Here is a 22,285-nt window from a genome sequence, read left to right on the forward strand (position 1 = left end):
GTCCTCTTCAAATGGGCCAGCCTTGCTCCCGCAATGGCTGGCCGCGATCTCAGCCCTTGGCCTTCATCAGCGCATCCAGCTTTTTCGCCGTGGCGGGCACGACGGTGTTCGGCGCCTCGCCGTTGAGCACGACGCGCTGAACCATTTCCGCCAGTGCATTGCTCGCGACGATCTCGTTCGCGCGCCGGTTGGCCTTGTGGCGCGGCGACTCGTAACCGAGGTTGTGGCCGGCGGCCGCGGCTGTCGACATGCGCTCGATGTCGTCGCGGTACTTGCTGATGATCGGATTGCCGATGTAGCGCGAATCGGCCGAAATGGGCTTGAGCACGGGCAGCAACTGGCCGGGCGCCCCCAGCAGTTCTTCGATATACCCCGCCGGATCGAACAGATATGCCGCGAATGCCTTCGACGCCGCGAGGTTCTTCACGCCGCGCGGAATGAACACGCAAGGAAAGTCGTTGTAGGTCCACGCCGGCACCGAAGCCGAAACCGTCGGATAGGTCGCGCACGTGACCGCGCCGGCGATGGCGGGATTCTGCGTCGCGATGTTGTCCAGCACGCGGCCGCCGTAAATGCCCGTGGCCGTCGCCCCCGACACGAACGCCGTGAGGCTTTCGCCCCAGCTATAGCCCGTTGCGCCCGGCGGCGTGAACTCGCGCATGGACTTGTAGAACTCGAGCGCGTTGCGCGTTTCGGCGCTGTCGATGGCCACCTGGAGGTCGGGCGTGAACACCTGGCCGCCCGCACGATGAATGAAGCCCAGCATGATGAGCGAAGTCATGCTGTTGAGGCCGTAGGGCAGCGGCGCGCCGTAGATCCGGCCCGCCTGCATCTTGCGGCACGCATTGCGCAATTCGTCCCACGTTTGCGGCACCTTCTCGATACCCGCTTTTTGCATCAGGTCGCGGCGAACCCAGAGCATGTCGGCGGCGGTGTTGGCGAGGCCGGTCGCGCACAGCTTGCCGTCGGCGGCGCGGAACACGTCGTTGGCGTTCGGATAGTAGTTTTGCTCGCCGATTTTCGCCACCACGTCGTCCATCGGCTCAAGCAGGCCCTCGGCGTAGTAGGTTTGCGCGGCATACGACGGCAGATGCGTGACGATGTCCGGCACCTGTTTGGCGGCGAACGCCGCGGCAAACTGCGCGGGATAGCCTTCGTCGGAAGTGGGTTCGAACACGACCTTGATATCCGGGTGCAGCTTCATGAAGCCCGCAATCTGATCGCGATACGCCTTCAACTGGTCGGGCGCGGACTGCGTCGACCACCAGCGCAGCGTCACCGGCGCGGCGGCAAACGCCCGCCCGGTCAGGCCCACCGCACTCCATGCCGCCGCGCTTCCCATAGCAGCAGCTTGCAGAAAACGACGGCGCGAGACGCCGCCCCCCTGTTCTTTGTTCGCCATGCCTTCGTTGCTCCCGTCGAGAATGTACGCCACGCGCACCGTTGTGCGTATTTATAACCGTAAAAAATTGGGCGAGCAAACAGTTTGTTCGGCGATTTTGGGCGCGGCGTGCTTTTTCTTGGCTTTTTGTGTGCGCCATGCGCACATGAAGCCGGTCGGGCAGCGACGATGGCTGATACATGCGGGCGAGGGACAGGGGGAATCGGGGCGCCGCTTCGTCTGACGCTTGAAACACTCAGTGCGCGCTTTTTGAGTGCGAAGGCGGGACGCCATCGCGATGCCGCGCTCGAAGCGTTAGCCGAGCGCGCGCCGCGCACGTAGCGTGCGGTCGGCGGTTGTCTTTAACGCGGGTTGGACACGCGACCGTCGATACCGGCGGCGGCGCGTGAAAATCTACTGCGTGGCAGGTCCGACAGGATCGTGACAGCAGACGCAAATCTTGTTGCCTTCCGGGTCGCGGAAGTACGCGCCATCGTAATTCGGGTGGTAATGCGCTCGCAAACCGGGCGTGCCTTCGCAAGCGCCGGCATTCGCCAGCGCACTGGCGTAGGCGTTGTCGACTGCATGACCGCCGAATAGAACCGGAACGCGCGGTCGAAGTCATTCACGCCGACGAACACGTGCGAAATCATTTCAGGCTGCCCCCGTTCCGGTCGCGATGTACGGACACGTTACCACGGCACGCTCGCATTCCCGCTTCGCATGCGAATCCCGCGAAAACACGCTGGAAACAGCGGTAAAGATCACGCCTGACTTGCGCGGAATTCATGGCATCCACGGGACAGCGTATCGCGCGAACCCACATCGAAATGCGCGCACGAGCATATGAGCGCCAGCGTTCGACGAAACAAATAACGAACCGCCGCTCGCCTTCGGGCAGCAACGATTCGTTTCCGTGTACGTGACGCCGCAGCGGCGTTCCACGCAAAAAAGCTTATTTCGAAGCCTCGACCTGACCGCGAATCTCGCCGCCGGGGTTCTTCGCCGTATGCACATTGAAGTACCAGTTGCCGGCCAGAAGATCTTTCTCCTGTGCGTCGGTCAGCGTCGCGTGACCGTCGATCGGGCTCGGCAGGTCTTTCGCATCAATCGGAACGACCACGCCCGCATTCTTGCCGACAGGCGCCGGGCCGTGAAAGTGCGCCATCGTCGCCGGGCCGGTCAGATCGGCATACACCACGTGCCAGTGCAATTCCTTCGACGACGTATCGTAAGTGCCGCTCAACTGGCCGTGGCCGTCGCTGGCCTTGGGCGGCACTTCGGCCGAAGCCGTGAGGTTGGCTTGCAGATTGACGGTGTCGGCCAGCGCGAGAAGCGGCGAGCCGAGACCGAGCGTCAGCGCGACGAGAGACAGCGTCCGGTTGATTTGCATGATCTTTTCCGTAATAGGTTTCGATAGGGCGTCTGATCGGCGAATGCTCTTGCACTCGTTTCGATAACGCGCACGCACCGCAATTATTCCGGCATGCGCAAATAACGCGGGGCGAATGGATTCCGCGCGATCAACTCGCCGAGAGCGGGACGCCGGAGAAGGACGCGTCGCCGTACAACGCATCCACGCGACGGTCGGCGAGGTCTTTGGCGAGCGCCGCAAGATCGGCATCGCCCGGATGCCCGATCAGCGCATAGCCCAGTTGCGAGCGGCGCCACATCACGACGTTCATGTTGCCGATCCGCCGTTGCGCGGGCGGCTGATCCGTCCGCGCATCCTTGACGACGCACAGCGCGACAGGCGCGCCATGCTGCGGCAGATAAACGATCTGCACCAGCGCCTTATCGCCGAAACGCAGCCGCTGCACCCGCTTGAACGTGAGTCCCTGTGCGCTCAGATCGGGGATGGAAAGCGCAAGGCCATCGCGAGTACGAAGCTGGTCGAGCGTTTTCTTCGTCAGGTCCGCGTTGCTGTCGACATATTCGAGCGTCTCGCGCGAATAAAGCTGCTGATAACCGGCCGCGGCCCCAACCCAGGTCTGTGCCGCCGTGGAAGGCGCGCCGCCCGCGCCGCCCAAAATGCCGGGCGCGAGGCGCAGCACGCCGCCGCAAAAGAACGCGCCGGCCACGAACGCAACCGCCAGCCAAGCGGGCGCGACGCGCAGCCGGGAACGCACCGGCGCAACGGCGTTGCCGTTGGACGCGTGCGGGACGGCCGGATCGTTCGCGCCGGTCTGAGCGCGGCTGTCCTGGCGCGCGGCGTCGCGGGCCATCTGGCCAACGGCGGCGGCCAGGCTCTCGGGCACCGGCGGCAGCGCCGCGCGAGCAAACGCCTCCTGGTAAGGCAAATCCGAAGCGCGCAGCAGCGCGAGTTGCGCCTGCGCATCCGGCGACTCGCGCAGCGCCTTCTCGACACGGTCCCGCTCGTGCGGCGGCAATTCGCCGTTCGCATAAGCCAATAGCTCGACTTCATCCAGTTTCATGAAGAGGCGCCGCTTCTCTTTGTCCGCAGTATCAATGGATTTCACCCGGCGCTGCCGCGCGCCCGTTCAGTACCGCCGCTCATTGCCGCCGACGACTCAGGTCTCCGGCGGCAAGTTGGTCGCGGCGCCGAACAACTGGCCGGTGGCGCGTGCCGCAATCTGCTTGCCGAGCGCATCGAGATCCACGCCCTCCGGCTTGCCGATCAACGCATAGCCGACCTGCGCCTGCCGCCAGGTTATCACACGCATCGAGTCGACCGAGCGCCCTTGCGGCCCGGCATCGGGCTTCGGCTCGCGAATCACGCACAGCGCGATGGGCGGTCCCTTGCGCGGCAAATAAACGATCTGCACGAGCGGCTTGTGATTGAAATTCAGCCGCTGGATTCGCTTGAATTCGAGTCCCGCCTGGCTCAGATCGGGGACTTGCAGATCGAGATGATCCTCGGCGCGAATGTCCTTCACGACGCCCGGTGCGTGCTCGATATCGCCCTGCGAATAGGACACCGAATCGCGCGTATAGAGCGCCTGATAGCCCACTGCCGCCGCCACCCACGGCGCCATGCCGCTCGCCGCCGTCGGCGCGTTGCCGTTGAACGGCTCGACATGCAGCATCAGCCCCGCGCAGAACGCACCCGCCACGCACGCGGCCGCGAGCCACGAAGGCACCGTGCGCCAGCGCGAACGCAACGGCGCGCGCGCGGCGGCTTGCGGCGTTTGCGCGGCTTGGCTCGTTGGCGGCATCTGCGGCGCGTTGGCGGCGCTGCGATGCGCGCGTACGAGATCGTCGACGCTCGCCGCCAGCGACGCGGGCAGCGGCGGCAGCGTTTCGGCCTCGAATGCCTCGCGGTAATCGTGTTGCGAAGCGCGCAGCAGGCGAACGAGTTCGGCGGCCTGCGCATCGCCGGCGACGAACGCTTCCACCTCGGCGCGTTGCGCCTGCGGCAGCTCGCCGTCGACATAAGCCATCAGTAAGGTTTCGTCGACTTTCATGCGATCGAATCCTTGCGTCGGGCCGCGCCGGATGCGGTTTCACCGCGCGCCGCGAATTGGGCGCCGATAGCCTGGCGCGCACGGGAAAGCCGGCTCATGATGGTGCCGATGGGCACGCCCAGCGTATCGGCGGCTTCCTGGTAGCTCAGCCCTTCCACGGCAACGAGCAGCATCACCACGCGCTGCGCTTCGGGCAAACGTTGAACGGCGCTTACGATCTGGCCGTGCATCAGTTCGGTTTCCGGCGTCTGCCCGGCGGGATCGGCAACGTTCTCGAGATAATCGTCGTCCCACTCCATGCTGGAGCGCTTGCGCACGCTGCGCGCGCGCACTTCGTCGATCCACGTCGAATGGACGATCGAAAACATCCAGCTCAGCGGCGCCGTGTCCGGCTCCAGTTGGTGCGCGCGCTCGAGCGCCTTGACGCAGGCACGCTGCACCAGATCTTCCGCGTCATGCTTGTCGCCGGCAATGCGCAGCGCGAATGCCCACAGCCGCGGCAGCATCCCGGGAAGCATGCTGGGTAAATCGGCGGTCATCGACGTCTCTCTCCCCTGCTGTCCTGTTGCTTCGTCCCCGGCCGGCGCGGATGAAATGCGCGTTGCCGGCGTGACGCGATGGCGGGAGTGTAACGTGAGGAAAGAATTTGCGCCGCGCACGATTTGCCGTTTCGCTTTCGCGCGGCCCGCGATGCCGCCGTTTCGCTCCGGCGGCGGCCACGCGGCCGCGCGATGTTCAGGCTTCAAGGCGTCACGTCGATACGGCCGTACACGCCCGTGGTGGGCGTGGGGCCCGCGGCGTAGAACAACGTATTGAGGGGCTGATTCGAGAAGCCGTTGCCGAACCCGATGCCCCAAAGCCCCGCCTGCTTGAACGGGGTGCCGTCGGTGTTCGTCAGCGCGCCCGCGAATTTGCCGGTGTTGGGATCGAATGCGTCGATGGTGCCGTCGCCGAAATTGCCGACCAGCAGATCGTTGCTCGCCGCGCCGAAATTCGAGGGCGCCATGGCGAGGCCCCACGGCGAATTCAACGTGGCGGCGGTGGCAATGCGGCGCACGAAATTGCCTGCCGTGTCGAATGCGTCGACCACGCCGTTGCCCGCGCCGTTCACCTGCGTGCGGCCGTCGGGGCCGAGCAATGCATAGGTCACGTACACCTGGTTGCCGATCGCCGCGATCCCGAACGGCGACATGCCGGCGGGCAGCGCGGGATCGACGAACTTGCCGGCAAGCTGAATCTTGTTGAAAGACTTGTCGAACACGTCCACCTTCCGGTTATGAAAGTCGGCGGCATACAGCAGGTTCGCGCCCGCGTTCGCGCCGATCGCAAGGCCTTTGTAAACGGCGCCGCCCGCGCCGTCGTCGAAAGCATTGACGGCCTGCGTCGGCAACACTTTCGGCGACCACGCGGCAATCGTCCCCGCGTCGGTGGCCCAGAGGAACAGTGCGTTCGAGGCGGCACCGCCGTTCGCGCCGATCTGGAAATCGGTGCTTTTGTTGAACACGATGCCGGTCGGCCCCGCGGCCTGCCCGGCGGCGTTCGGCGCAATCGTCACGACCAGCGACTGCACCACGCCGTTGCCGTCGTAAAGCGTGGACTTCTTCGTGTTGTTGTCCGAGACCCAGACCACGCCCGTGGGATTGAATGCGATACCCCAACCGTTCTTCAGGTTCGGATCGACGTTCGGCGCGCTCGTGCTGCCGTCGGAGACGAGCGTGGTGGCCTTGAATTGCGCGGGCACGGTCGGTTCCGTGCTCATGCCGTTGTGAGGGCTGTCGTTGCCGCCGCACGCGGCGAGCGTAACGGCGGTCAGACCGCACAACGCCGCAAGCGTTGCGTTTCGATGCAGTGTCATGATGGATTCTCGCGGAATGATTTCAATGTTCCCCGACTTCATATAATCAGGATCACGAAATAACGATGCAAAACCGGAACGATGAACGCGTGGTGCTGCGCTGCCACGGACTATTCAATCGTCTCGTTCAGAACGAACCATCGGCGGCTTTATTCCAGCGATATTTCACTGCGTTACCGCCTTTCCCGCGCGACCGGAAATAGTTGAGAAAGACGGGAATACTCGCGTAGTCTGAACCGTTGTGCGAAGCGATCCGCGCCCACTCTCCTTTCTCTTCAAGGTGACAGACATGTTCAGGACCATTCCGCCGGCCGCCGGCATTCTTGCTGTTGCCTCGGCACTGAGCGCCTGCTCCGCCATGCAGCCGGACGCCACGACATCGTCTATCGAGCCGCAACAGGCGGAGCGCGTGATGACGCTCACCGCGTCGGGGGTTCAGGTTTATTCGTGCGAACCGGATGCACAGCACCGCCTGGGCTGGGTATTCAAAAGCCCGCAGGCCACGCTGTTCGATGCGAGCGGCCAGGCTGTGGTGCAGCATGGCGCGGGACCGTCGTGGCAAGCCGGGGACGGCAGCCGCATCGTCGGGCACGTGCTCGCGCAGAAGCCGAGCGAAACGAAGGGGAGCATCCCGCAATTGCTGCTGGAAACGCACAGCACCGCGGCTAGCGGCACGCTTTCTTCGGTGCGATATGTGCAGCGGTTGAACACCGTGGGCGGCATGATGCCCGAAGCGCCGTGCGCAACGGAGCATCAAATCGGCAAATCGCCTTATCTGGCGAACTACGTGTTCTACCGGTAGGAAAAGGCGCAAGCCGCGCCGCCTGTTCGGCGGACGGCTTTGTCGCGCCTTGCGGAATGAGCCACGGGCGGCGCGCGCCTGCGGCCTTCTCACTTCCGGCGAATCAAGCCATGCTGTCCAACGCCTTGGCGAACCTCGCCACCGCGCTGTCGACGTCGTTCAGTTTGTCGAGGCCGAATAAACCCACGCGGAACGTCTTGAAGTCGTCCGGTTCGTCGCATTGCAGCGGAACGCCGGGCGCGATCTGCAAGCCCGCATCGGCAAACTTCTTGCCCGACCGAATGCCGTCGTCGTCCGTGTAGCTGACCACCACGCCCGGCGCCTGGAAGCCTTCTGCCGCCACGCTCCTGAAGCCCTTTTCGACGAGCAGCGCCCGCACGCGCGCGCCCAGTTCGAGCTGCTCCGCCTTCACCTTTTCGAAGCCGTATGCCGCCGTTTCCTTGATGACGTCGCGCAGCGTCGCGAGACTGTCGGTCGGCAGGGTGGCGTGGTAGGCGAAGCCGCCGCCTTCGTAGGCTTCCATGATTTGCAGCCACTTGCGAAGATCGCAGGAAAAGCTCGTGCTGGTCGTGCCTTCGATTCTTTCGCGCGCGAGCGCATTGAGCATCACGAGGGCGCAACACGGCGAAGCGCTCCAGCCTTTTTGCGGCGCGCTGATCAACACGTCGACGCCCGTGGCTTCCATGTCGACCCACACCGTGCCCGAGGCAATGCAGTCGAGCACGAACATGCCGCCCACCGCGTGTACGGCGTCGGCCACCGCGCGCAGATAGTCGTCGGGCAGCAGCATGCCGGACGCCGTTTCGACATGCGGCGCAAAGACCAGACCCGGCCTGCTTTCCTTGATGGCGGCCACCACTTCCTCGACGGGCGGCGGCGCATAGGCAGCCTGCCTTCCCTGCTCGACGGGGCGCGCTTTCAATACGCGCGTTTCGGACGGAATGCCGCCCATGTCGAAAATCTGCGACCAGCGGAAACTGAACCAGCCATTGCGAATAACGAGGCATTTGCGGTTCGTCGCGAACTGGCGCGCAACGGCCTCCATGCCGAACGTCCCGCTGCCCGGCACGATGACAACCGACTTCGCGTTGTAGACCTTCTTCAGCGCACTGGAAAGATCGCGCATGACGCCCTGAAAAAGCTGCGACATGTGGTTGATCGAACGGTCGGTGTAGACCACTGAGTATTCGAGGAGTCCGTCGCGGTCGACGTTGGGAAGTAAACCAGGCACGCTCGCCTCCGGTAAACGATGAACGATATGGGCCGCATCGGCAATTCGCCTGCTGCGGCAACCCGACGTAACGGCTCATGACGCAAGCCGCCGGCGGGAGACAAGTTGGCAATTTACTACCTTGGCCCTTGCCTCCCAAGCTTTATCTGCGCGAGGCGCATTGGTGCGCCGCAACAGACTGCCGGCGGCGCCCTGAAACGTGATCGGCCGCGCACGGCGCCCGAAAGCGCATTTAAGTGACGAAGCCCACAGACACGCAGCCGTCATCGCCGCACGATAGCGCTGCCCAAAGACTGCACTACGTTGCGCACGCAACGTTCGAGCGGAATTCGACAATCAACCTTCTGACTACTGCAAATGAAATCGATGCGTCTGTTTTTGGCGTGCATGATGTCGGCCTTGTCGGCGCACTGCGCGTTTGCACAAAGCGTTGCCGATAAAACCTGGTACGTCGCGCCCACGGTCAGCCTCACGATCAACGACAGCGCGCGCACCGACAGCACCGGCGTGGCCGGCGGCGTGGCGCTGGGCAAGGTGTTGAGCGATCACTGGAACGTCGAGCTGGCCGGGCAATTCGTGTCGTTCGGAGATCAGGATCATCAGGCCAGCCTCGTGCTGGACGGCCTCTATTTCCTGAAGCGCAACAAGACGTTTTCGCCGTTCATCACGCTGGGCGTCGGCGGCGTCCACGAAGGACCGCTGCCGAACGACGGCCAGAATCGCGACCTGCTGCTCCGGGGCGGCGTGGGCTTCACCACGAGCCTGAGCCGCAACGTCGACTTCCGGATGGATGCGCGCTATCAATGGCACGGCAGCACGGGCGGCGCGCCCGATCTCGGCGACTATTTCGTTTCCGCAGGCCTGAACATTTATTTCAAGTGACGCCGAACGCGCTGCGGGCGCGGTCCATTCACGCGCGCGAAGCGTCGGCGTCGCGCAGCGTGATGCCGGTCCACACGCCCGCTGCGCACAGTTCTCGAATCAGTTCGCAAATCGTATCGCGCACCGCCAGCGAAGCCGAACTCACCGGCAACGAATTCGGCCAGCACAGACTGACGGGCCGCTGAATCACGGGCTCCACGATGCGCCGCATCTTCGGCCGATCCGCGGGCGCGCGCAGCGCGACGGCCGAGGCCGGCAAGATCGTGCATGCCGCGCCCGACTGCGCGACGGAGAGCAACGTCGGCAACGAATCAATATCGGCGACGATGTTCAGGGGAATCTGCTCGCGCGCGAACACGCGTTCGAGCAAAAGACGCAATCCGTTGGACGCACCGGGCGCCACCATCGGCACGTCGGCCAATACGGGCAGCGGACAGGTTTTCGCGCGCTCGGTCACGCGCTTGCCCAGGTCGCCGAACAGATACAGTTCTTCGTCCAGAGCGGGCATGGCCGTAATGCCCGCCGTATTCGTTTCCCGAAACAGGATGCCGATATCGAGCCGGCCGTTCGCAAGCAGCTCGTTGAGATAGCCGCTCATGCTCTCGAAAAATTGCAGACGTATGCCGGGAAAACGCAAGCGAACGCGCTCGAACAACGGCATGGCGAGCACCGAAGACATAGTGGTGGGAAAACCCACCGCCACCGTGCCCGACTCCGCGCCCACGCCTTCGCGCACCTCCTGGCGCAATTGCTCCATCTGACGCAGCACGAGACGTGCGTGCCGATACATCGCCTGGCCCGCCGCCGTCGGCTTCACGCCCTGCGAACTGCGAATGAGCAAGGGCACGCCCACGTCGCTCTCGAGCTTCGCGATCTGCTGGCTCAACGAAGGCTGCGCGACAAAGAGCTTTTCCGCCGCTTTGCCGAGGCTGCCATAGTCGACGATGTTGACGAAATAGCGAAGCTGCCGGATATCCACGCGCGAACCTCAAAAGGGAGAAAGGCATAGGATACGCCTATGACGGTCACATTCAATCCATATTTCCCCAGCGCGCGGCGCTTCACCTAAAGTCGTCGTATTCCAATCTAAAGCGCTGCGGTTCGCCCGCGCGGGAGACGACATGCCTCACCCGAATCGCGGCCACGCCGCCGCGCCCGCTTCTTTGCGCCGCCTCCCCTGCATTCGCCGTTCCGCTTCATACGTCGCATGGCCGCGCGAGATCGCCGCTTTCCTTTCGCCGCAAACGCGCTGACGCTCGACCACGCCGTACTTGCCCGCGTTCTCTCCCTTCGAATTTGACTACGCCATGAATGCATCGACCGACTCGTATCAAGACATTCGTGAAGCCATTCGCGATCTTTGCAGTCAGTTTCCCGCCGAATACTTCCGCAAGATCGACGAAGAACGCGGCTACCCCGAAGCCTTTGTCGATGCACTCACGCAAGCGGGCTGGCTCGCGGCACTCATCCCGCAGGAATACGGCGGCTCCGGTCTCGGGCTCACCGAAGCCTCGGTCATCATGGAGGAGATCAATCGCAACGGCGGCAATTCGGGGGCGTGCCACGGCCAGATGTACAACATGGGCACGCTGCTGCGCCACGGCTCCGCCGCGCAGAAAGACCGCTATTTGCCGAAGATCGCGACGGGCGAATTGCGCCTGCAATCCATGGGCGTGACCGAACCCACCACCGGCACCGACACCACGAAGATCAAAACCACGGCCGTGCGCAAGGGCGACCGCTATGTCGTGAACGGCCAGAAGGTGTGGATCTCGCGCGTTCAGCATTCGGACCTGATGATCCTGCTCGCGCGCACCACGCCGCTTGCGGAAGTGACGAAGAAAAGCGAAGGCATGTCGATTTTTATCGTCGATCTTCACGAAGCCATCGGCAAGGGCATGACCGTGCAGCCGATTCTCAACATGGTCAATCACGAGACCAACGAACTCTTCTTCGACAATCTGGAGATTCCCGCCGAAAATCTGATCGGCGAGGAAGGCAAGGGCTTCAAGTACATTCTCGACGGCCTGAACGCGGAGCGCACGCTCATCGCGGCGGAATGCATCGGCGACGGCTACTGGTTCGTCGATAAAGTCTCCGAGTACGTCAAGGACCGCATCGTGTTCGGCCGCCCGATCGGCCAGAACCAGGGCGTCCAGTTTCCCATTGCCCGCTCGTACGTCAATGTCGAAGCGGCCAGCCTCATGCGTTTCGAAGCCGCGCGCCGGTTCGACGCGCACGAGCCGTGCGGCGCGCAGGCGAACATGGCCAAGCTGCTGGCCGCCGATGCCTCGTGGGAAGCCGCGAACGCGTGCCTGCAATTTCACGGCGGCTTTGGCTTCGCGTGCGAATACGACGTCGAACGCAAGTTCCGCGAAACGCGTCTCTACCAGGTCGCGCCCATTTCGACGAACCTGATTCTCTCCTACGTCGCCGAACATGTTCTCGGCCTGCCGCGCTCCTTCTAACGGAAACCCACCCCATGCGCCCGCTCGATGGAATCAAGGTCGTCACGTTCGAACATGCCGTCGCCGCGCCGTTCTGCACGCGCCAACTCGCCGATCTCGGCGCGCGGGTCATCAAGATAGAGCGGCCCGGCACCGGCGATTTCGCGCGCAATTACGACGAACGCGTGCGTGGCCTCGCGTCGCACTTCGTCTGGACGAACCGCTCGAAAGAGAGCCTGACGCTAGATGTCAAGCACACCGAAGCACTTGCCGTCGTCCACGCCTTGCTTGCCGGCGCCGACGTGTTCGTTCAGAATCTCGCGCCCGGCGCAATCCAGCGTTTGGGGCTCGATTACGAAACGCTGAAGGCACGTTATCCGACGCTGATCGTTTGCGATATCTCCGGTTACGGACTCGACGGGCCGTACCGCGACAAGAAAGCCTACGACCTGCTGATTCAAAGCGAGTCGGGTTTCCTGAGCATTACCGGCTCCGCCGGCGAACCCGCGAAGGCAGGCTGCTCGATCGCCGACATTGCCGCCGGCATGTACGCCTACTCGAACATCCTCGCCGCGCTCATCGAACGCGGCAAGACCGGGCGCGGTCGCCATATCGACATTTCCATGCTGGAAAGCATGGTCGAGTGGATGGGCTATCCGCTTTATTACGCGATCGACGGGCAAAGCGCGCCGCGGCGCACGAGCGCCTCTCACGCCACGATTTATCCGTATGGCCCGTTCAAGGCCGGCGACGGCAACATCGTCATGCTGGGCTTGCAGAACGAGCGGGAGTGGGTGAGCTTTTGCGAGTCGGTCATTCGCCAACCCGATCTCGCGAACGACGCCCGTTTCGCGAGCAACAGCCGCCGCGCTGAAAACCGCGCGGAACTGGGCCACTTGATCGAGCAGGCTTTCGCGGATCTCACGGCGCAAAGCGTGGTGGAACGACTCGAAGCCGCGAAGATCGCCAGCGCGCGCATGAACGACATGCAAGCCGTCTGGAAGCACGAGCAACTCAAGGCGCGGCGGCGCTGGACGACGGTGCGAACCCCGGCGGGCGAAATTCCCGCGCTCTTGCCGCCCGGCATGCCGCCCGAAGGCGACGTCCGCATGGACGCGGTTCCCGCGCTTGGGCAACACACGGCCGCCATTCTTGCCGAACTCGGCTACGACGCCGAAAGCATTCGCGCCCTGCAAGCCGCGGGCGCGGTGTAACGCGGCGCGGCGCTCGACGCGATCCGTCATGGCCGGCAACACGCGGTGCGGGCCGCCATAGGCGGCACCTATCGGTGGAATCGGCGAACGGGCGAAACCGGCGAACGGGCCGCTCGCGCCGCCCCGGACTGCGCTAGAGTCGCCGAACGGCCTGGAGAATTCGATGCCACTACACCTCGACCTTGCTGACATGCGCCTCTTCGTCAACATCGCGGAGAGCAACAGTTTCACGCGCGGCGCCGAGCGCTCTGGCATCTCGCTGCCGGCCGCGAGCCTGCGCGTGAAGAATATCGAGGACGATATCGGCGTCAAGCTGCTGTATCGCGCGAGCACCGGCGTCACGCTGACGCCGCCCGGCGACGCGCTGCTGCATCACGCGCGCATCATGCTGCAACAAATGGAGCGCCTGAAAGGCGATTTGCAAGCCTACGCGGAGGGCGTGAAGGGCCATCTGCGCATCGCCGCGAACACCACCGCCATCACCGAAATGCTGCCCACGGCCCTGAGCCGATTTCTCGCGACCCATCCCGACGTGGACATCGAACTGCGCGAGCGGCTCAGCGGCGACATCGTGCGAGCGGTCAGCGACGGCATGACCGACATCGGCATCGTCGCGGGCAACGTGCTGACCGAAGGGCTCGACGTGCTGCCCTATCGGCAGGACCGGCTCGTGATCGCCGTGGGCAACGCCCACCCGCTCGCGCAGCACGGCGCGGTCGATTACCGCGACACGCTCGACTACGACTTCGTGGGCCTGCACGAGGACAGCGCCATTCACGCGTTTTCGGTTCAGGCCGCGCGCGTGCTGAACCGGCCGCTGCGCATGCGCGTGCATGTCGGCAACTTCGAGGCGCTGTGCCGGATGATCGAAATGGGCGTGGGCATCGGCATTCTTCCCGAGCTGCCCGCGCGGCGCTACGAGAAGCAGATGGGTATCCGCATCCTCGCGCTCAACGACGAATGGGCCGCGCGCAACCTGAAAATCTGCACGCGCAGCCTCGAAGCGCTGCCGGGCTTCGCGCGCGCGCTCATTTTGCAGCTCACGAACGAAGCGCGGTGAATCGCCGGTTCGGCGCGCTCAACCGAGCAGCGGTCCCACCTCCTCGATCTGCGGCATCGCCGCCACGCGCTCGAACAAGCGCTGCATCTCGGCCTCCGATGCGCCCGCGCCGAATGCCGCGAGGCGCAGCGCTTTCGCCCGCAATTCCTCGCGCGCCAGCGTGTTGCCGGGGTCGCCCTTGGGCTCGTCCACGCGCGCGCGCAGCGTGCGCCCGTCGGTGGTCGTGACCGTGACCTTGCCGATCCAGCGCGCCGGGTACGCCGCGTCCACGTCGGGGTCCAGTTCCATGCGCACTTTCCCGCAAAACGCGCGCACGCGCGCCTCGCTGAATTGCTGCGCGAATTCGTTCAGGCCCGCGTTGCGATACAGCGCGATCAAACCCAGCACCGTGCCCATCGAGAACTTCGCCTGATGCACGGTGCGCGGGTCGACAACCGGTCCCAATACGTCGAGCGCGCCTTGATGAACGTGCGTCGTCACCTGCGCGATGTCGTCGGCGCTCAGGCCATGTTCGGTCATCACGGCGAGCAAGGCGTCCGCCGCCGGATGCGTGTGGCGGCACGACGCGTGGAACTTGAACGAGGTCTCCGCGAGCGCCCAGCGCTCCCCCAGCCGGTCGACGAGCCGCGCCGGGTCGGCGTCGCTGGACATGCCGGCGGCCATGCCCTGCGCGCCGTCGAAAATGCGCGAAGCGCCGGTGAAGCCGTCCCTCGCGAGATACGCGGCCAGCAGCCCGTTCGACGCGGCCTTCGCCGTGTGCAACTGCTTGGAGTCGGCCGCATCGCGCAGGAACTCCCAGAGGCCCGCCGCCTGCGTGCCCGCGGAGCCGAACGCATGGAGCATCTGCGCGGCGGAAAGATTCAGCAGATGGCCCGCCGTCGCGGCGGCGGCGAGCGTGCCGGCCGTGCCCGTCGTATGAAACACGCGATAGTGCGAGCGTCCGAGAAATTCGCCCACGCGAATGCCGACTTCGTATCCCGCCGCCGCGCCCGCGATCAGCGCGCGGCCGGAGCGCTTTTCCTGCTGCGCGATGGCGAGCGCGACGGGAAACACCACGGTGGCCGGATGCAGCACGGAACGATTGTGCAAGTCGTCCTGCTCCGCGTAGTGCGAGGCGGCCGCATTCACCATCGCCGCGAAATACGGCGTCGTGCGGCGGCGCGACACCAGCACTTCGGCGTCGCCGCCCGCGCCGCTCATCTGCCGCGCGAACGCTTCGATGGTCTCCACGGGCCGCGCGCCCTTGCCCGCGAGCGTCGAGCCGATCCAATCGAGAAACAGGTCTTCGACACGCGTGACGACCGCCGGCGGCAAGTCGGCAAACTGCAACGATGCCGCGAATGCGGCCAGTTCCTTCCCGGGATGCGTGCTCACGCCGTGTCTCCTCGCTGATTGCGTCGATGTGCCGGAATCGCCCTGACTGGCCGCAGCCTCGCCCGAGCCGGATGCCCGTCAGCATGCGCGAGCGGCGCGCAATCGGGAATTCCAAAGTTCAAAAGGGGCGCTTTGCCTCGCCTTAAGCGATGCTCGCTTACCCTGGTGCGCGCGGCGCCGGTCGCCTCGCAAGCGCCGTGCTGCCGCACCCTTTGGCGCGCGCAAAGGCCGCCTTCAGGAGTTTCGAATTCCCCCCGCGCGCACGATGGCGCACGCTCGGCATTTCGATCAACCTCCCATGCGCAACGTGGATATCGACTATCTGAAGCAGTGGATCGGCCGCAGCGAAACGCGCGTCGACACGATCACGCCCACGCCCGTCGATGCGCTCAACGCGCTGCTCGACCGCGACGACGCGCCCTGCGCGGCAGGCGACGTCGTGCCGCCGCTCTGGCACTGGATGTACTTTCTGCCGATCGTGCGCAGCTCGCAGGTTGGCGCGGACGGCCACCCGATGCGCGGCGGCTTCCTGCCGCCCGTGCCGCTGCCGCGCCGCATGATCGCGGGCGGGCGCATCGACCATGCGCAACCGCTGCGGGTGGGCGACACGGTCACGCGGCATGCGCGAATTCTCAGCGTCGAGCACAAGCATGGGCGCACCGGCGATCTCGTGTTCGTCACGGTGCGCAACGAGCTTTCGACGGCGCGCGGCGTGGCGCTCGTCGAGGAACAGGACATCGTTTATCGTGAGGCCGCGCCGCCGGGCAGCGTGCCCGCCGCGCCGCCGCAACTCGCGCCGGCCGGGCATCTCTGGGACCGCAAATTCACGCCCGACGAAGTCGTTCTGTTCAAGTTTTCGGCGCTCACGCTCAACGGCCATCGCATTCACTACGATCATCCGTACGCGACGCAAGTGGAAGGTTATCCGGGCCTCATCGTACACGGCCCGCTGATCGCGATCCTGCTCGCCGATCTCGTGCGTCGCCACGTCGCGCGGCGCAGCGTGGCGCGCTTCACGTATCGCGGCGTCAATCCGACCTTCAACACGGGAGCGTTTTTTCTGTGCGGCACGCCCGAAGGCGAAAACGGCGCGGCGCTCTGGTCGCGAAGCGCGGCGGGCGAACTGGCGATGCAGGCGAGCGTCGTATTCAGGTGACGCCCAACGCGCGCACCGCTTCGCGCGCGCCTCGAAGGCGGGGATCGGCGAATTGAGTCGGCGAATGAGTCGGCAGATGAGCGGCGAATGAGTCGACACCCCGACAGGCAAGCGAAAAACACCAACAGCTCAAGCAAGGAGACAACCGGAATGGAACAGGGAAATGTCACCCTCGGCCTGCGCAGCCGCTGGTACGACGGACTCACGTCGATGCATTGGCGCGTGCTGCGCGCGAGTTTCCTCGGCTGGATTTTCGACGGCTACGAAACGCTCGCCATCGTCGTCGTGCTCGTGCCGATGCTGCATTCGCTGCTCACGCCCGCGCAGGCGGCTTCGGTGCCGGTCTATGCGGGCATCGTGATCGGCATCACGCTGCTGGGCTGGGGGCTCGGCGGCCTGATCGGCGGCGTGCTGGCCGACTATGTGGGACGCAAGCGCATGATGCTGTGGTCGGTGTTTCTCTATGCGCTCTTTTCCGGGCTCACGGCGTTCTCGCCCGACATCTACGTGCTGTGCGCGCTGCGCTTTCTCACCGGCCTCGCGATGGGCAGCGAGTGGAGCACCGGCATTGCCCTGCTCTCCGAAACGTGGCCCGAACGCGCGCGCGCCAAGGGCGCGGGCTTTCTGCAATCGGGCTTCGGCTGGGGCACGCTGCTCGCGGCGGTGGTCTGGTATCTGCTCGCGGGCGCGCATCCGTTCGGCGCCAATACGTGGCGGCTGATGTTCGTGCTGGGCGCCATTCCCGCGCTGTTCGTGCTTTATATCCGGCGCGGCGTGGACGAATCGGAAAAGTGGCAGCGCGCCGTGCGCGAAAAGCGCTGGCACGCGACCAACGCCGACCATCGCGCCGCCACGGTGGATCATGCACGCGAAAGCAAGCGCCCGTTCACGCTCGCCCAATTGTTCAGGGAGCGCGAGGCGGCTCGCCGCACGATCCTGCTGTTCCTGCTCTCCGTGGTCGCCACGATCGGCTGGTGGGCCATTTCCACGCTGCTGCCGGCCTATACCGTTGCCATTGCGAAAGCCGAGCAGGTGGCCGATCCCGCTTCGTGGGGCACGCGCGTTTCGATCACCTACACGATAGGCGCGATCGCGGCTTATACGATCGGCGGCTTCGTGATCGACTGGATCGGCCGCCGCGCGTTCATTTCGCTCACCTTCCTCGGAGCGCTCGTCATTACGTTCATCACGTACAAGCTCACGCACACCGTCGAAGCGATGATCATCGTCGCGCCGATCAACGGCTTCTTCACGCTGGGCTTCGCGTACGTGTGGATGGCGATCTACCCGTGCGAGCTGTTCACGAGCACCGTGCGCTCGACGGCGAGCAGCTTCGTTTTCAACGCGGCGCGCCTGATCGCATGGGTGTTTCCCATCGTCGCGGGCACCATCGTCAAATCGTTCGGCGGCGCGCCGCAGGCCGCCATGGCGCTCGGCTCGGCCTATGTTTTCGGCATCGCGCTCGCCTGGTTCCTGCCGGAAACGCGCGGCGAAGGAATGCCGGACTAGCGGCCGCGGCCACGTAAGCGCATAAGCGCGCAAGCGATTGTTCGGCTGATCCTGCCAGTTAATTCGTTCGAGGCCGCTTTATCCCGGCGGCCCGCCCTCGTACATTCGTACACGTCGCCGGCCAAAGGCCATTTGATGGCTTCACGCCAGTCCCGACGCCGGCTCCGTCAACAGTGCGATTTACACCGAGGGATACATCATGAGCAAGCTTGCAGGAAAAGTGGCCGTCGTCACGGGCGCGTCGAAAGGAATTGGCGCGGCAATCGCGAAGGCGCTCGCGGCCGAAGGGGCGTCGGTGGTCGTCAACTACGCCAGCAGCCGGGCGGGCGCGGAAGCGGTAGTGTCGGCAATCGTCGCGGCGGGCGGCAAGGCGGTGGCGGCGGGCGGCGACGTGTCGAAGGCGGCCGACGCGCAAGGTATCGTCGATACGGCCATCGAAACTTACGGCCGCCTCGACATTCTCGTCAACAACTCGGGCATTTACGAGTTCGCGCCGATCGAAGCGATCACCGAAGCGCATTACCGCAAGCAGTTCGACACCAACGTGCTCGGCGTGCTGCTCACCACCCAGGCGGCCGTCAAACATCTGGGCGAAGGCGCGAGCATCGTCAACGTGAGTTCGGTCGTGACGACGCTGACGCCGGCCGCCACGGCCGTCTATAGCGGCACCAAAGGCGCCGTGGACGCGATCACCGGCGTGCTCGCCCGCGAGCTGGGCCCGCGCAAGATTCGCGTGAACGCGATCAACCCCGGCGTGGTGGAAACCGAAGGCGCGCACAGCGCCGGCGTCATGGGTTCCGACTTCGAGAGCGCCGCGCTCAGCCAGACGCCGCTCGGGCGCATCGGCCAGCCGGACGACATCGCCTCGGCCGTGGTGTTTCTCGCTTCGGACGATGCGAGATGGCTCACGGGCGAACATATCGTCGCAAGCGGCGGCATGCGGTAATCCACGTCGAAACGCTCTTTCCAGACGACGAATAAGCGCCGCGCGAGCGTTCGGCAACGAATGCCCACGCGGTGGCATTCGCGCGGTCGTGGTTTCCCTTCCACGCACCACTCAGGTGCTTACGTTGCCCGATTTCCGCCTTTGCGCGCCGATCAATCGGGGCACGTTACTTGCTCTCAATTTTTCGCGAAGCCGCTCGTTAACCAGAAAAGCGCCTTGAAGCGCATTTCGAAGTTAAGCGTGCCGGCCAACGCCGAAAGACACGGTTATTCGTCGACGAGCATCCGGTTCACGGGGAGCAAGCAGGCATGGAACGCGATTACGATTACATGGGGTACGCCATTCGAGTCAGCACGGAATCCATTTCCGTGCCGGTCCTGAAGAAAATGCAGATGCACGACAGCGGTTATGTCGCCATGGTGTCGATTTTCAAATCGGACAGTTCCGTGCCCTGCTTCCCCGACATGCGTTTGACGGACCTCGGCGATCGCTGGTTCGCCACCGAAGTCGACGCGTTGATGCGCGGCTATAGCGTCGGACGGCGCATCGTGGAAGAAGCGCTTGGCGGCCGCGTGGTGTGAGCGCTCGCCGCGTGGTGTGAGCGCTCGTAATGGCGTGTCAAATCTGCGTCAATCACGGCTCGCATCGGTTTGGCCAACGCCGCGATATCATTCGCATAACGAATTAAAATATCCCGAAAACGGCAGTGCCCGTTCGCACCGCAGCCGCTTGAGTATCGAATAAGTTCGGCGTCGCGCGCCGCATTCGCGGATAACGACACCTGCAATAACCGGTTTCCCAGCGCGGTTATTCGTCAAAAATCGAAACTCACCATTGCGCACAATGCGCTTAATTATATGCGCCGACTTTTCTACACTTCGCGTTGACTGGCACGAAGTCGGTTCCGCGCTTTCGCTATTCGGCATTGCACGCTGCTTGTCCGCCAACTCGCGGATCAGGCGGCTTTGCGCGCCGTTATCGAACACGCTTATTGAATGCGCTTATCTGAATGCGCTTATCGAACCCGGTTATCGAGCGCGTTGATGAACACGCTTATCGAACCGGTTCGGTTTGCCGCACCCGCTTCGAACCGAAACCCGTGCCGCGCATGCAACGATCGTTATGGCGAACTACAAAAGGATCGTTGGCGTCCACATTTTCATTCCATTCAAACAGGAGCGAGACATGAACAAGATCACCGGCACCCTGATCGCAGCGGCCGCGCTTGCGGTATCGGCAGGCGCGTATGCGCAAAGCAACAACACGCTGGCCACGCCGAGCGTCATGTCGCCGGCTCACGCGACGAGCGGCTACGGCACGCCCACGGCCGCCAATTCGGAAAGCGGCAGCGGCGCGCCCAATCCGGCGCTCACGAACGGCGCTGATCCGGCCACCACGGCGCCCGCGCCCGGCGCCAACAACACGCTCGCCACGCCGAGCGTGAAGTCGCCCGCCGCGCACTAACCGCACGCCAGGCGCGATCAAACTCGGCCCGCGGGCGGATGCGTGACGATGGCACGCAATTCCGCCTGCATTTGCGCGCGAGAGTCGCGCAACTTCCGCAGATCGGGAACGGGCCGCGCAAGCGATTCGTCGCGCGCGAACGCGGTTTCGAGCGTCTGCGCGATGTCGAGCAAGCCTGCTTCGCCGCGCATCGGGCCGATCATCTGGAGTCCGAACGGCATGCCGGCGTGATCGACGCCGCAAGGCAGCGACATCGACGGATTCGTGAGCAGCGTCACCACGTAAGTGAGCGCGACCCAGCGATAGTAATTTTCGAGTTCCACGCCGTCGATACGCGCGCAATGCGGCGTGGTCCACGCGAACGGCGTAACGGGCGAAACCGGTGAAACGATCACGTCGTAGCGCTCGAACAGTCTCTGAAACCGCCGATACAGCGCCGTGCGCCGCGTCTGCGCGCGCGCCACGTCGGCCAGCGTGAGCGCGCTGCCCATCTCGTAGTTCGCGCGCGTGTTCGCTCCGAGCGAGGAAGGATCGCGCTCGTAGGTTTCGCGCAAACCCGCGACGAATTCCTCCGCGCGCACGACGTCGAACAGGGAGTGCGCGTCGGCCATGTCCAGCCCGGCGTGATCGATGGGCTCGCACACGCTCACCTGGGGAGCGATGCGCGCGAGCTTCGCGCGAAACGTCGCGCGAATGGAGGCGTCCACCGCGCAAACGCCGAAGTCCTCCGTATAGCCGATGCGCAGCGTCGCCGGATCGATGCGCGCGCCCGCGTGTGCGTCGAGCGCCGCGTCGTAACTCAGCGGATCGCCGGGCGCGTGTCCCGCGACGGCGGCCAGTTGCAGGCGCACGTCGGCAACGCAGCGCCCCATCGGCCCGCTGGTCCAGTTGGGCGCCCAGCCCAGGCAGCGATGCGCGGAAGGCACGAAACCCGGCGACGCCCGAAAGCCCACCACGCCGCAGAGCGCGGCGGGAATGCGCAGCGAGCCGCCAAGGTCGGAGCCCGTGGCGAGCGGCAGCATGCCGGTCGCGAGCGCCACCGCCGAGCCGCCGGACGAGCCGCCCGCGTTCAGGCGCGGATCGAACGGATTGCCGGTCGCGCCCCACACCGCGTTGCGCGTATTGGCGCCCGCGCCCATCTCGGGCGTGTTGGTTTTCGCGGCGACGATCGCGCCCGCCGCGCGCAAGCGCGCGACGAACGCGTTGTCGGCGCCGGGAACGTGATCGCGGTAAAGCGGCGAGCCATACGTCGTGAGCAAGCCGGCCGTTTCCTCCAGATCCTTCACGCCGATCGGCAAACCGTGCAGCAGCCCAAGCGGCTCGCGCCGTGCCACGGCTTCCTGCGCGCGGCGCGCCTCGTCGCGCGCGCGCTCGAACGCGGTGGCCGCGAGCGCGTTGACGGAAGGTTCGACGGCTTCGATACGCGCGAGGCACGCGTCGAGCAATTCAACGGGCGAAAGCTCGCCCGCGCCGATCAGGCGCCGCGCCTCCACGGCGGACAATTCCAGCAGGGCTTCAGGCATTCGGGTCGTGAGAAGT

20 protein-coding genes are annotated in these 22,285 nt (G+C 64.8%); 10 read left to right on the forward strand and 10 right to left on the reverse strand.

What is annotated here, in order from left to right:
- Positions 1 to 49: 49 nt before the first annotated feature.
- The 6 genes from U5805_RS10015 to U5805_RS10045 form a co-directional block, all read right to left on the reverse strand.
- Entirely contained in the window at positions 50 to 1,402 is a 1,353-nt protein-coding gene (locus tag U5805_RS10015) for an ABC transporter substrate-binding protein (RefSeq protein ID WP_322103312.1), read from the reverse strand.
- 934 nt (positions 1,403 to 2,336) lie between these two features.
- The gene (locus tag U5805_RS10025) at positions 2,337 to 2,774 is read right to left on the reverse strand and encodes a CHRD domain-containing protein (protein ID WP_322103313.1); all 438 of its coding nucleotides are present in this window, start codon (positions 2,772 to 2,774) and stop codon (positions 2,337 to 2,339) included.
- A gap of 130 nt (positions 2,775 to 2,904) precedes the next feature.
- Positions 2,905 to 3,816 (reverse strand): anti-sigma factor, encoded by a 912-nt coding sequence (locus tag U5805_RS10030; RefSeq protein WP_322103314.1) that lies wholly within the window; start codon positions 3,814 to 3,816, stop codon positions 2,905 to 2,907.
- 96 nt (positions 3,817 to 3,912) lie between these two features.
- Positions 3,913 to 4,806 (reverse strand): anti-sigma factor, encoded by an 894-nt coding sequence (locus U5805_RS10035; protein ID WP_322103315.1) that lies wholly within the window; start codon positions 4,804 to 4,806, stop codon positions 3,913 to 3,915.
- Positions 4,803 to 5,345 carry an RNA polymerase sigma factor gene (locus U5805_RS10040; RefSeq protein ID WP_322103362.1) on the reverse strand — a complete coding sequence of 181 codons (543 nt, stop codon included), beginning with the start codon at positions 5,343 to 5,345 and terminating at the stop codon, positions 4,803 to 4,805. The genes U5805_RS10035 and U5805_RS10040 overlap by 4 nt, the downstream gene beginning before the upstream one ends.
- Before the next feature lie 203 nt (positions 5,346 to 5,548).
- Positions 5,549 to 6,661, reverse strand: a complete 1,113-nt coding sequence (locus U5805_RS10045; RefSeq protein WP_322103316.1) for a TIGR03118 family protein — start codon at positions 6,659 to 6,661, stop codon at positions 5,549 to 5,551.
- A gap of 289 nt (positions 6,662 to 6,950) precedes the next feature.
- On the opposite strand from U5805_RS10045, the gene U5805_RS10050 reads away from it, so the two are divergent.
- Positions 6,951 to 7,463 carry a DUF3455 domain-containing protein gene (locus U5805_RS10050; RefSeq protein ID WP_415914565.1) on the forward strand — a complete coding sequence of 171 codons (513 nt, stop codon included), beginning with the start codon at positions 6,951 to 6,953 and terminating at the stop codon, positions 7,461 to 7,463.
- A gap of 103 nt (positions 7,464 to 7,566) precedes the next feature.
- On the opposite strand, the gene U5805_RS10055 is transcribed toward U5805_RS10050, so the two are convergent.
- Positions 7,567 to 8,694 carry an aminotransferase class V-fold PLP-dependent enzyme gene (locus U5805_RS10055; protein ID WP_322103317.1) on the reverse strand — a complete coding sequence of 376 codons (1,128 nt, stop codon included), beginning with the start codon at positions 8,692 to 8,694 and terminating at the stop codon, positions 7,567 to 7,569.
- Positions 8,695 to 9,060: 366 nt separating this feature from the next.
- On the opposite strand from U5805_RS10055, the gene U5805_RS10060 reads away from it, so the two are divergent.
- Positions 9,061 to 9,576: a hypothetical protein gene (locus U5805_RS10060; RefSeq protein WP_322103318.1), complete on the forward strand. Its 516-nt coding sequence runs from the start codon at positions 9,061 to 9,063 to the stop codon at positions 9,574 to 9,576.
- A 28-nt stretch (positions 9,577 to 9,604) separates the two neighbouring features.
- Here U5805_RS10060 and U5805_RS10065 read toward each other — a convergent pair whose 3' ends face one another.
- Complete coding sequence (locus tag U5805_RS10065; RefSeq protein WP_322103319.1) at positions 9,605 to 10,555, reverse strand: LysR substrate-binding domain-containing protein; 951 nt, start codon at positions 10,553 to 10,555, stop codon at positions 9,605 to 9,607.
- A gap of 328 nt (positions 10,556 to 10,883) precedes the next feature.
- Here U5805_RS10065 and U5805_RS10070 point away from each other — a divergent pair, with 328 nt between their 5' ends.
- From U5805_RS10070 to U5805_RS10080, 3 genes are all read left to right on the forward strand, one after another.
- Entirely contained in the window at positions 10,884 to 12,044 is a 1,161-nt protein-coding gene (locus tag U5805_RS10070) for an acyl-CoA dehydrogenase family protein (protein WP_322103320.1), read from the forward strand.
- A 14-nt stretch (positions 12,045 to 12,058) separates the two neighbouring features.
- Positions 12,059 to 13,237 (forward strand): CaiB/BaiF CoA-transferase family protein, encoded by a 1,179-nt coding sequence (locus U5805_RS10075; RefSeq protein WP_322103321.1) that lies wholly within the window; start codon positions 12,059 to 12,061, stop codon positions 13,235 to 13,237.
- Positions 13,238 to 13,400: 163 nt separating this feature from the next.
- Complete coding sequence (locus U5805_RS10080; protein WP_322103322.1) at positions 13,401 to 14,297, forward strand: LysR substrate-binding domain-containing protein; 897 nt, start codon at positions 13,401 to 13,403, stop codon at positions 14,295 to 14,297.
- A gap of 18 nt (positions 14,298 to 14,315) precedes the next feature.
- Here the strand turns inward: U5805_RS10080 and U5805_RS10085 are convergent, their stop codons facing one another.
- On the reverse strand, positions 14,316 to 15,671 hold the full coding sequence (locus U5805_RS10085) for an MmgE/PrpD family protein (protein ID WP_322103323.1): 1,356 nt from the start codon (positions 15,669 to 15,671) through the stop codon (positions 14,316 to 14,318).
- A gap of 298 nt (positions 15,672 to 15,969) precedes the next feature.
- On the opposite strand from U5805_RS10085, the gene U5805_RS10090 reads away from it, so the two are divergent.
- The 5 genes from U5805_RS10090 (at position 15,970) to U5805_RS10110 (ending at position 20,746) form a co-directional block, all read left to right on the forward strand.
- Positions 15,970 to 16,827: an FAS1-like dehydratase domain-containing protein gene (locus U5805_RS10090; RefSeq protein ID WP_322103324.1), complete on the forward strand. Its 858-nt coding sequence runs from the start codon at positions 15,970 to 15,972 to the stop codon at positions 16,825 to 16,827.
- A 150-nt stretch (positions 16,828 to 16,977) separates the two neighbouring features.
- Complete coding sequence (locus U5805_RS10095) at positions 16,978 to 18,336, forward strand: MFS transporter (RefSeq protein ID WP_322103325.1); 1,359 nt, start codon at positions 16,978 to 16,980, stop codon at positions 18,334 to 18,336.
- 199 nt (positions 18,337 to 18,535) lie between these two features.
- Positions 18,536 to 19,282, forward strand: a complete 747-nt coding sequence (locus U5805_RS10100; protein ID WP_322103326.1) for a glucose 1-dehydrogenase — start codon at positions 18,536 to 18,538, stop codon at positions 19,280 to 19,282.
- Between the two features lie 308 nt (positions 19,283 to 19,590).
- Entirely contained in the window at positions 19,591 to 19,863 is a 273-nt protein-coding gene (locus U5805_RS10105) for a hypothetical protein (RefSeq protein ID WP_322103327.1), read from the forward strand.
- Positions 19,864 to 20,467: 604 nt separating this feature from the next.
- Positions 20,468 to 20,746, forward strand: a complete 279-nt coding sequence (locus tag U5805_RS10110) for a hypothetical protein (RefSeq protein ID WP_322103328.1) — start codon at positions 20,468 to 20,470, stop codon at positions 20,744 to 20,746.
- A gap of 17 nt (positions 20,747 to 20,763) precedes the next feature.
- On the opposite strand, the gene U5805_RS10115 is transcribed toward U5805_RS10110, so the two are convergent.
- Positions 20,764 to 22,269 carry an amidase gene (locus tag U5805_RS10115; protein ID WP_322103329.1) on the reverse strand — a complete coding sequence of 502 codons (1,506 nt, stop codon included), beginning with the start codon at positions 22,267 to 22,269 and terminating at the stop codon, positions 20,764 to 20,766.
- Between the last annotated feature and the right edge of the window lie 16 nt (positions 22,270 to 22,285).

The organism is Paraburkholderia sp. J41 (assembly GCF_905220235.1).
Taxonomy (GTDB): Bacteria; Pseudomonadota; Gammaproteobacteria; order Burkholderiales; family Burkholderiaceae; genus Paraburkholderia.

Coding starts and splice junctions, on each gene's coding strand:
- U5805_RS10045 (WP_322103316.1), bottom strand. CDS start 6,661: ATGACACTGCATCGAAACGCAACGCTTGCGGCGTTGTGCGGTCTGACC.
- U5805_RS10100 (WP_322103326.1), top strand. CDS start 18,536: ATGAGCAAGCTTGCAGGAAAAGTGGCCGTCGTCACGGGCGCGTCGAAA.
- U5805_RS10110 (WP_322103328.1), top strand. CDS start 20,468: ATGAACAAGATCACCGGCACCCTGATCGCAGCGGCCGCGCTTGCGGTA.
- U5805_RS10115 (WP_322103329.1), bottom strand. CDS start 22,269: ATGCCTGAAGCCCTGCTGGAATTGTCCGCCGTGGAGGCGCGGCGCCTG.
- U5805_RS10035 (WP_322103315.1), bottom strand. CDS start 4,806: ATGAAAGTCGACGAAACCTTACTGATGGCTTATGTCGACGGCGAGCTG.
- U5805_RS10075 (WP_322103321.1), top strand. CDS start 12,059: ATGCGCCCGCTCGATGGAATCAAGGTCGTCACGTTCGAACATGCCGTC.
- U5805_RS10040 (WP_322103362.1), bottom strand. CDS start 5,345: ATGACCGCCGATTTACCCAGCATGCTTCCCGGGATGCTGCCGCGGCTG.
- U5805_RS10105 (WP_322103327.1), top strand. CDS start 19,591: ATGGAACGCGATTACGATTACATGGGGTACGCCATTCGAGTCAGCACG.
- U5805_RS10030 (WP_322103314.1), bottom strand. CDS start 3,816: ATGAAACTGGATGAAGTCGAGCTATTGGCTTATGCGAACGGCGAATTG.
- U5805_RS10060 (WP_322103318.1), top strand. CDS start 9,061: ATGCGTCTGTTTTTGGCGTGCATGATGTCGGCCTTGTCGGCGCACTGC.
- U5805_RS10050 (WP_415914565.1), top strand. CDS start 6,951: ATGTTCAGGACCATTCCGCCGGCCGCCGGCATTCTTGCTGTTGCCTCG.
- U5805_RS10090 (WP_322103324.1), top strand. CDS start 15,970: ATGCGCAACGTGGATATCGACTATCTGAAGCAGTGGATCGGCCGCAGC.
- U5805_RS10025 (WP_322103313.1), bottom strand. CDS start 2,774: ATGCAAATCAACCGGACGCTGTCTCTCGTCGCGCTGACGCTCGGTCTC.
- U5805_RS10070 (WP_322103320.1), top strand. CDS start 10,884: ATGAATGCATCGACCGACTCGTATCAAGACATTCGTGAAGCCATTCGC.
- U5805_RS10095 (WP_322103325.1), top strand. CDS start 16,978: ATGGAACAGGGAAATGTCACCCTCGGCCTGCGCAGCCGCTGGTACGAC.
- U5805_RS10015 (WP_322103312.1), bottom strand. CDS start 1,402: ATGGCGAACAAAGAACAGGGGGGCGGCGTCTCGCGCCGTCGTTTTCTG.
- U5805_RS10080 (WP_322103322.1), top strand. CDS start 13,401: ATGCCACTACACCTCGACCTTGCTGACATGCGCCTCTTCGTCAACATC.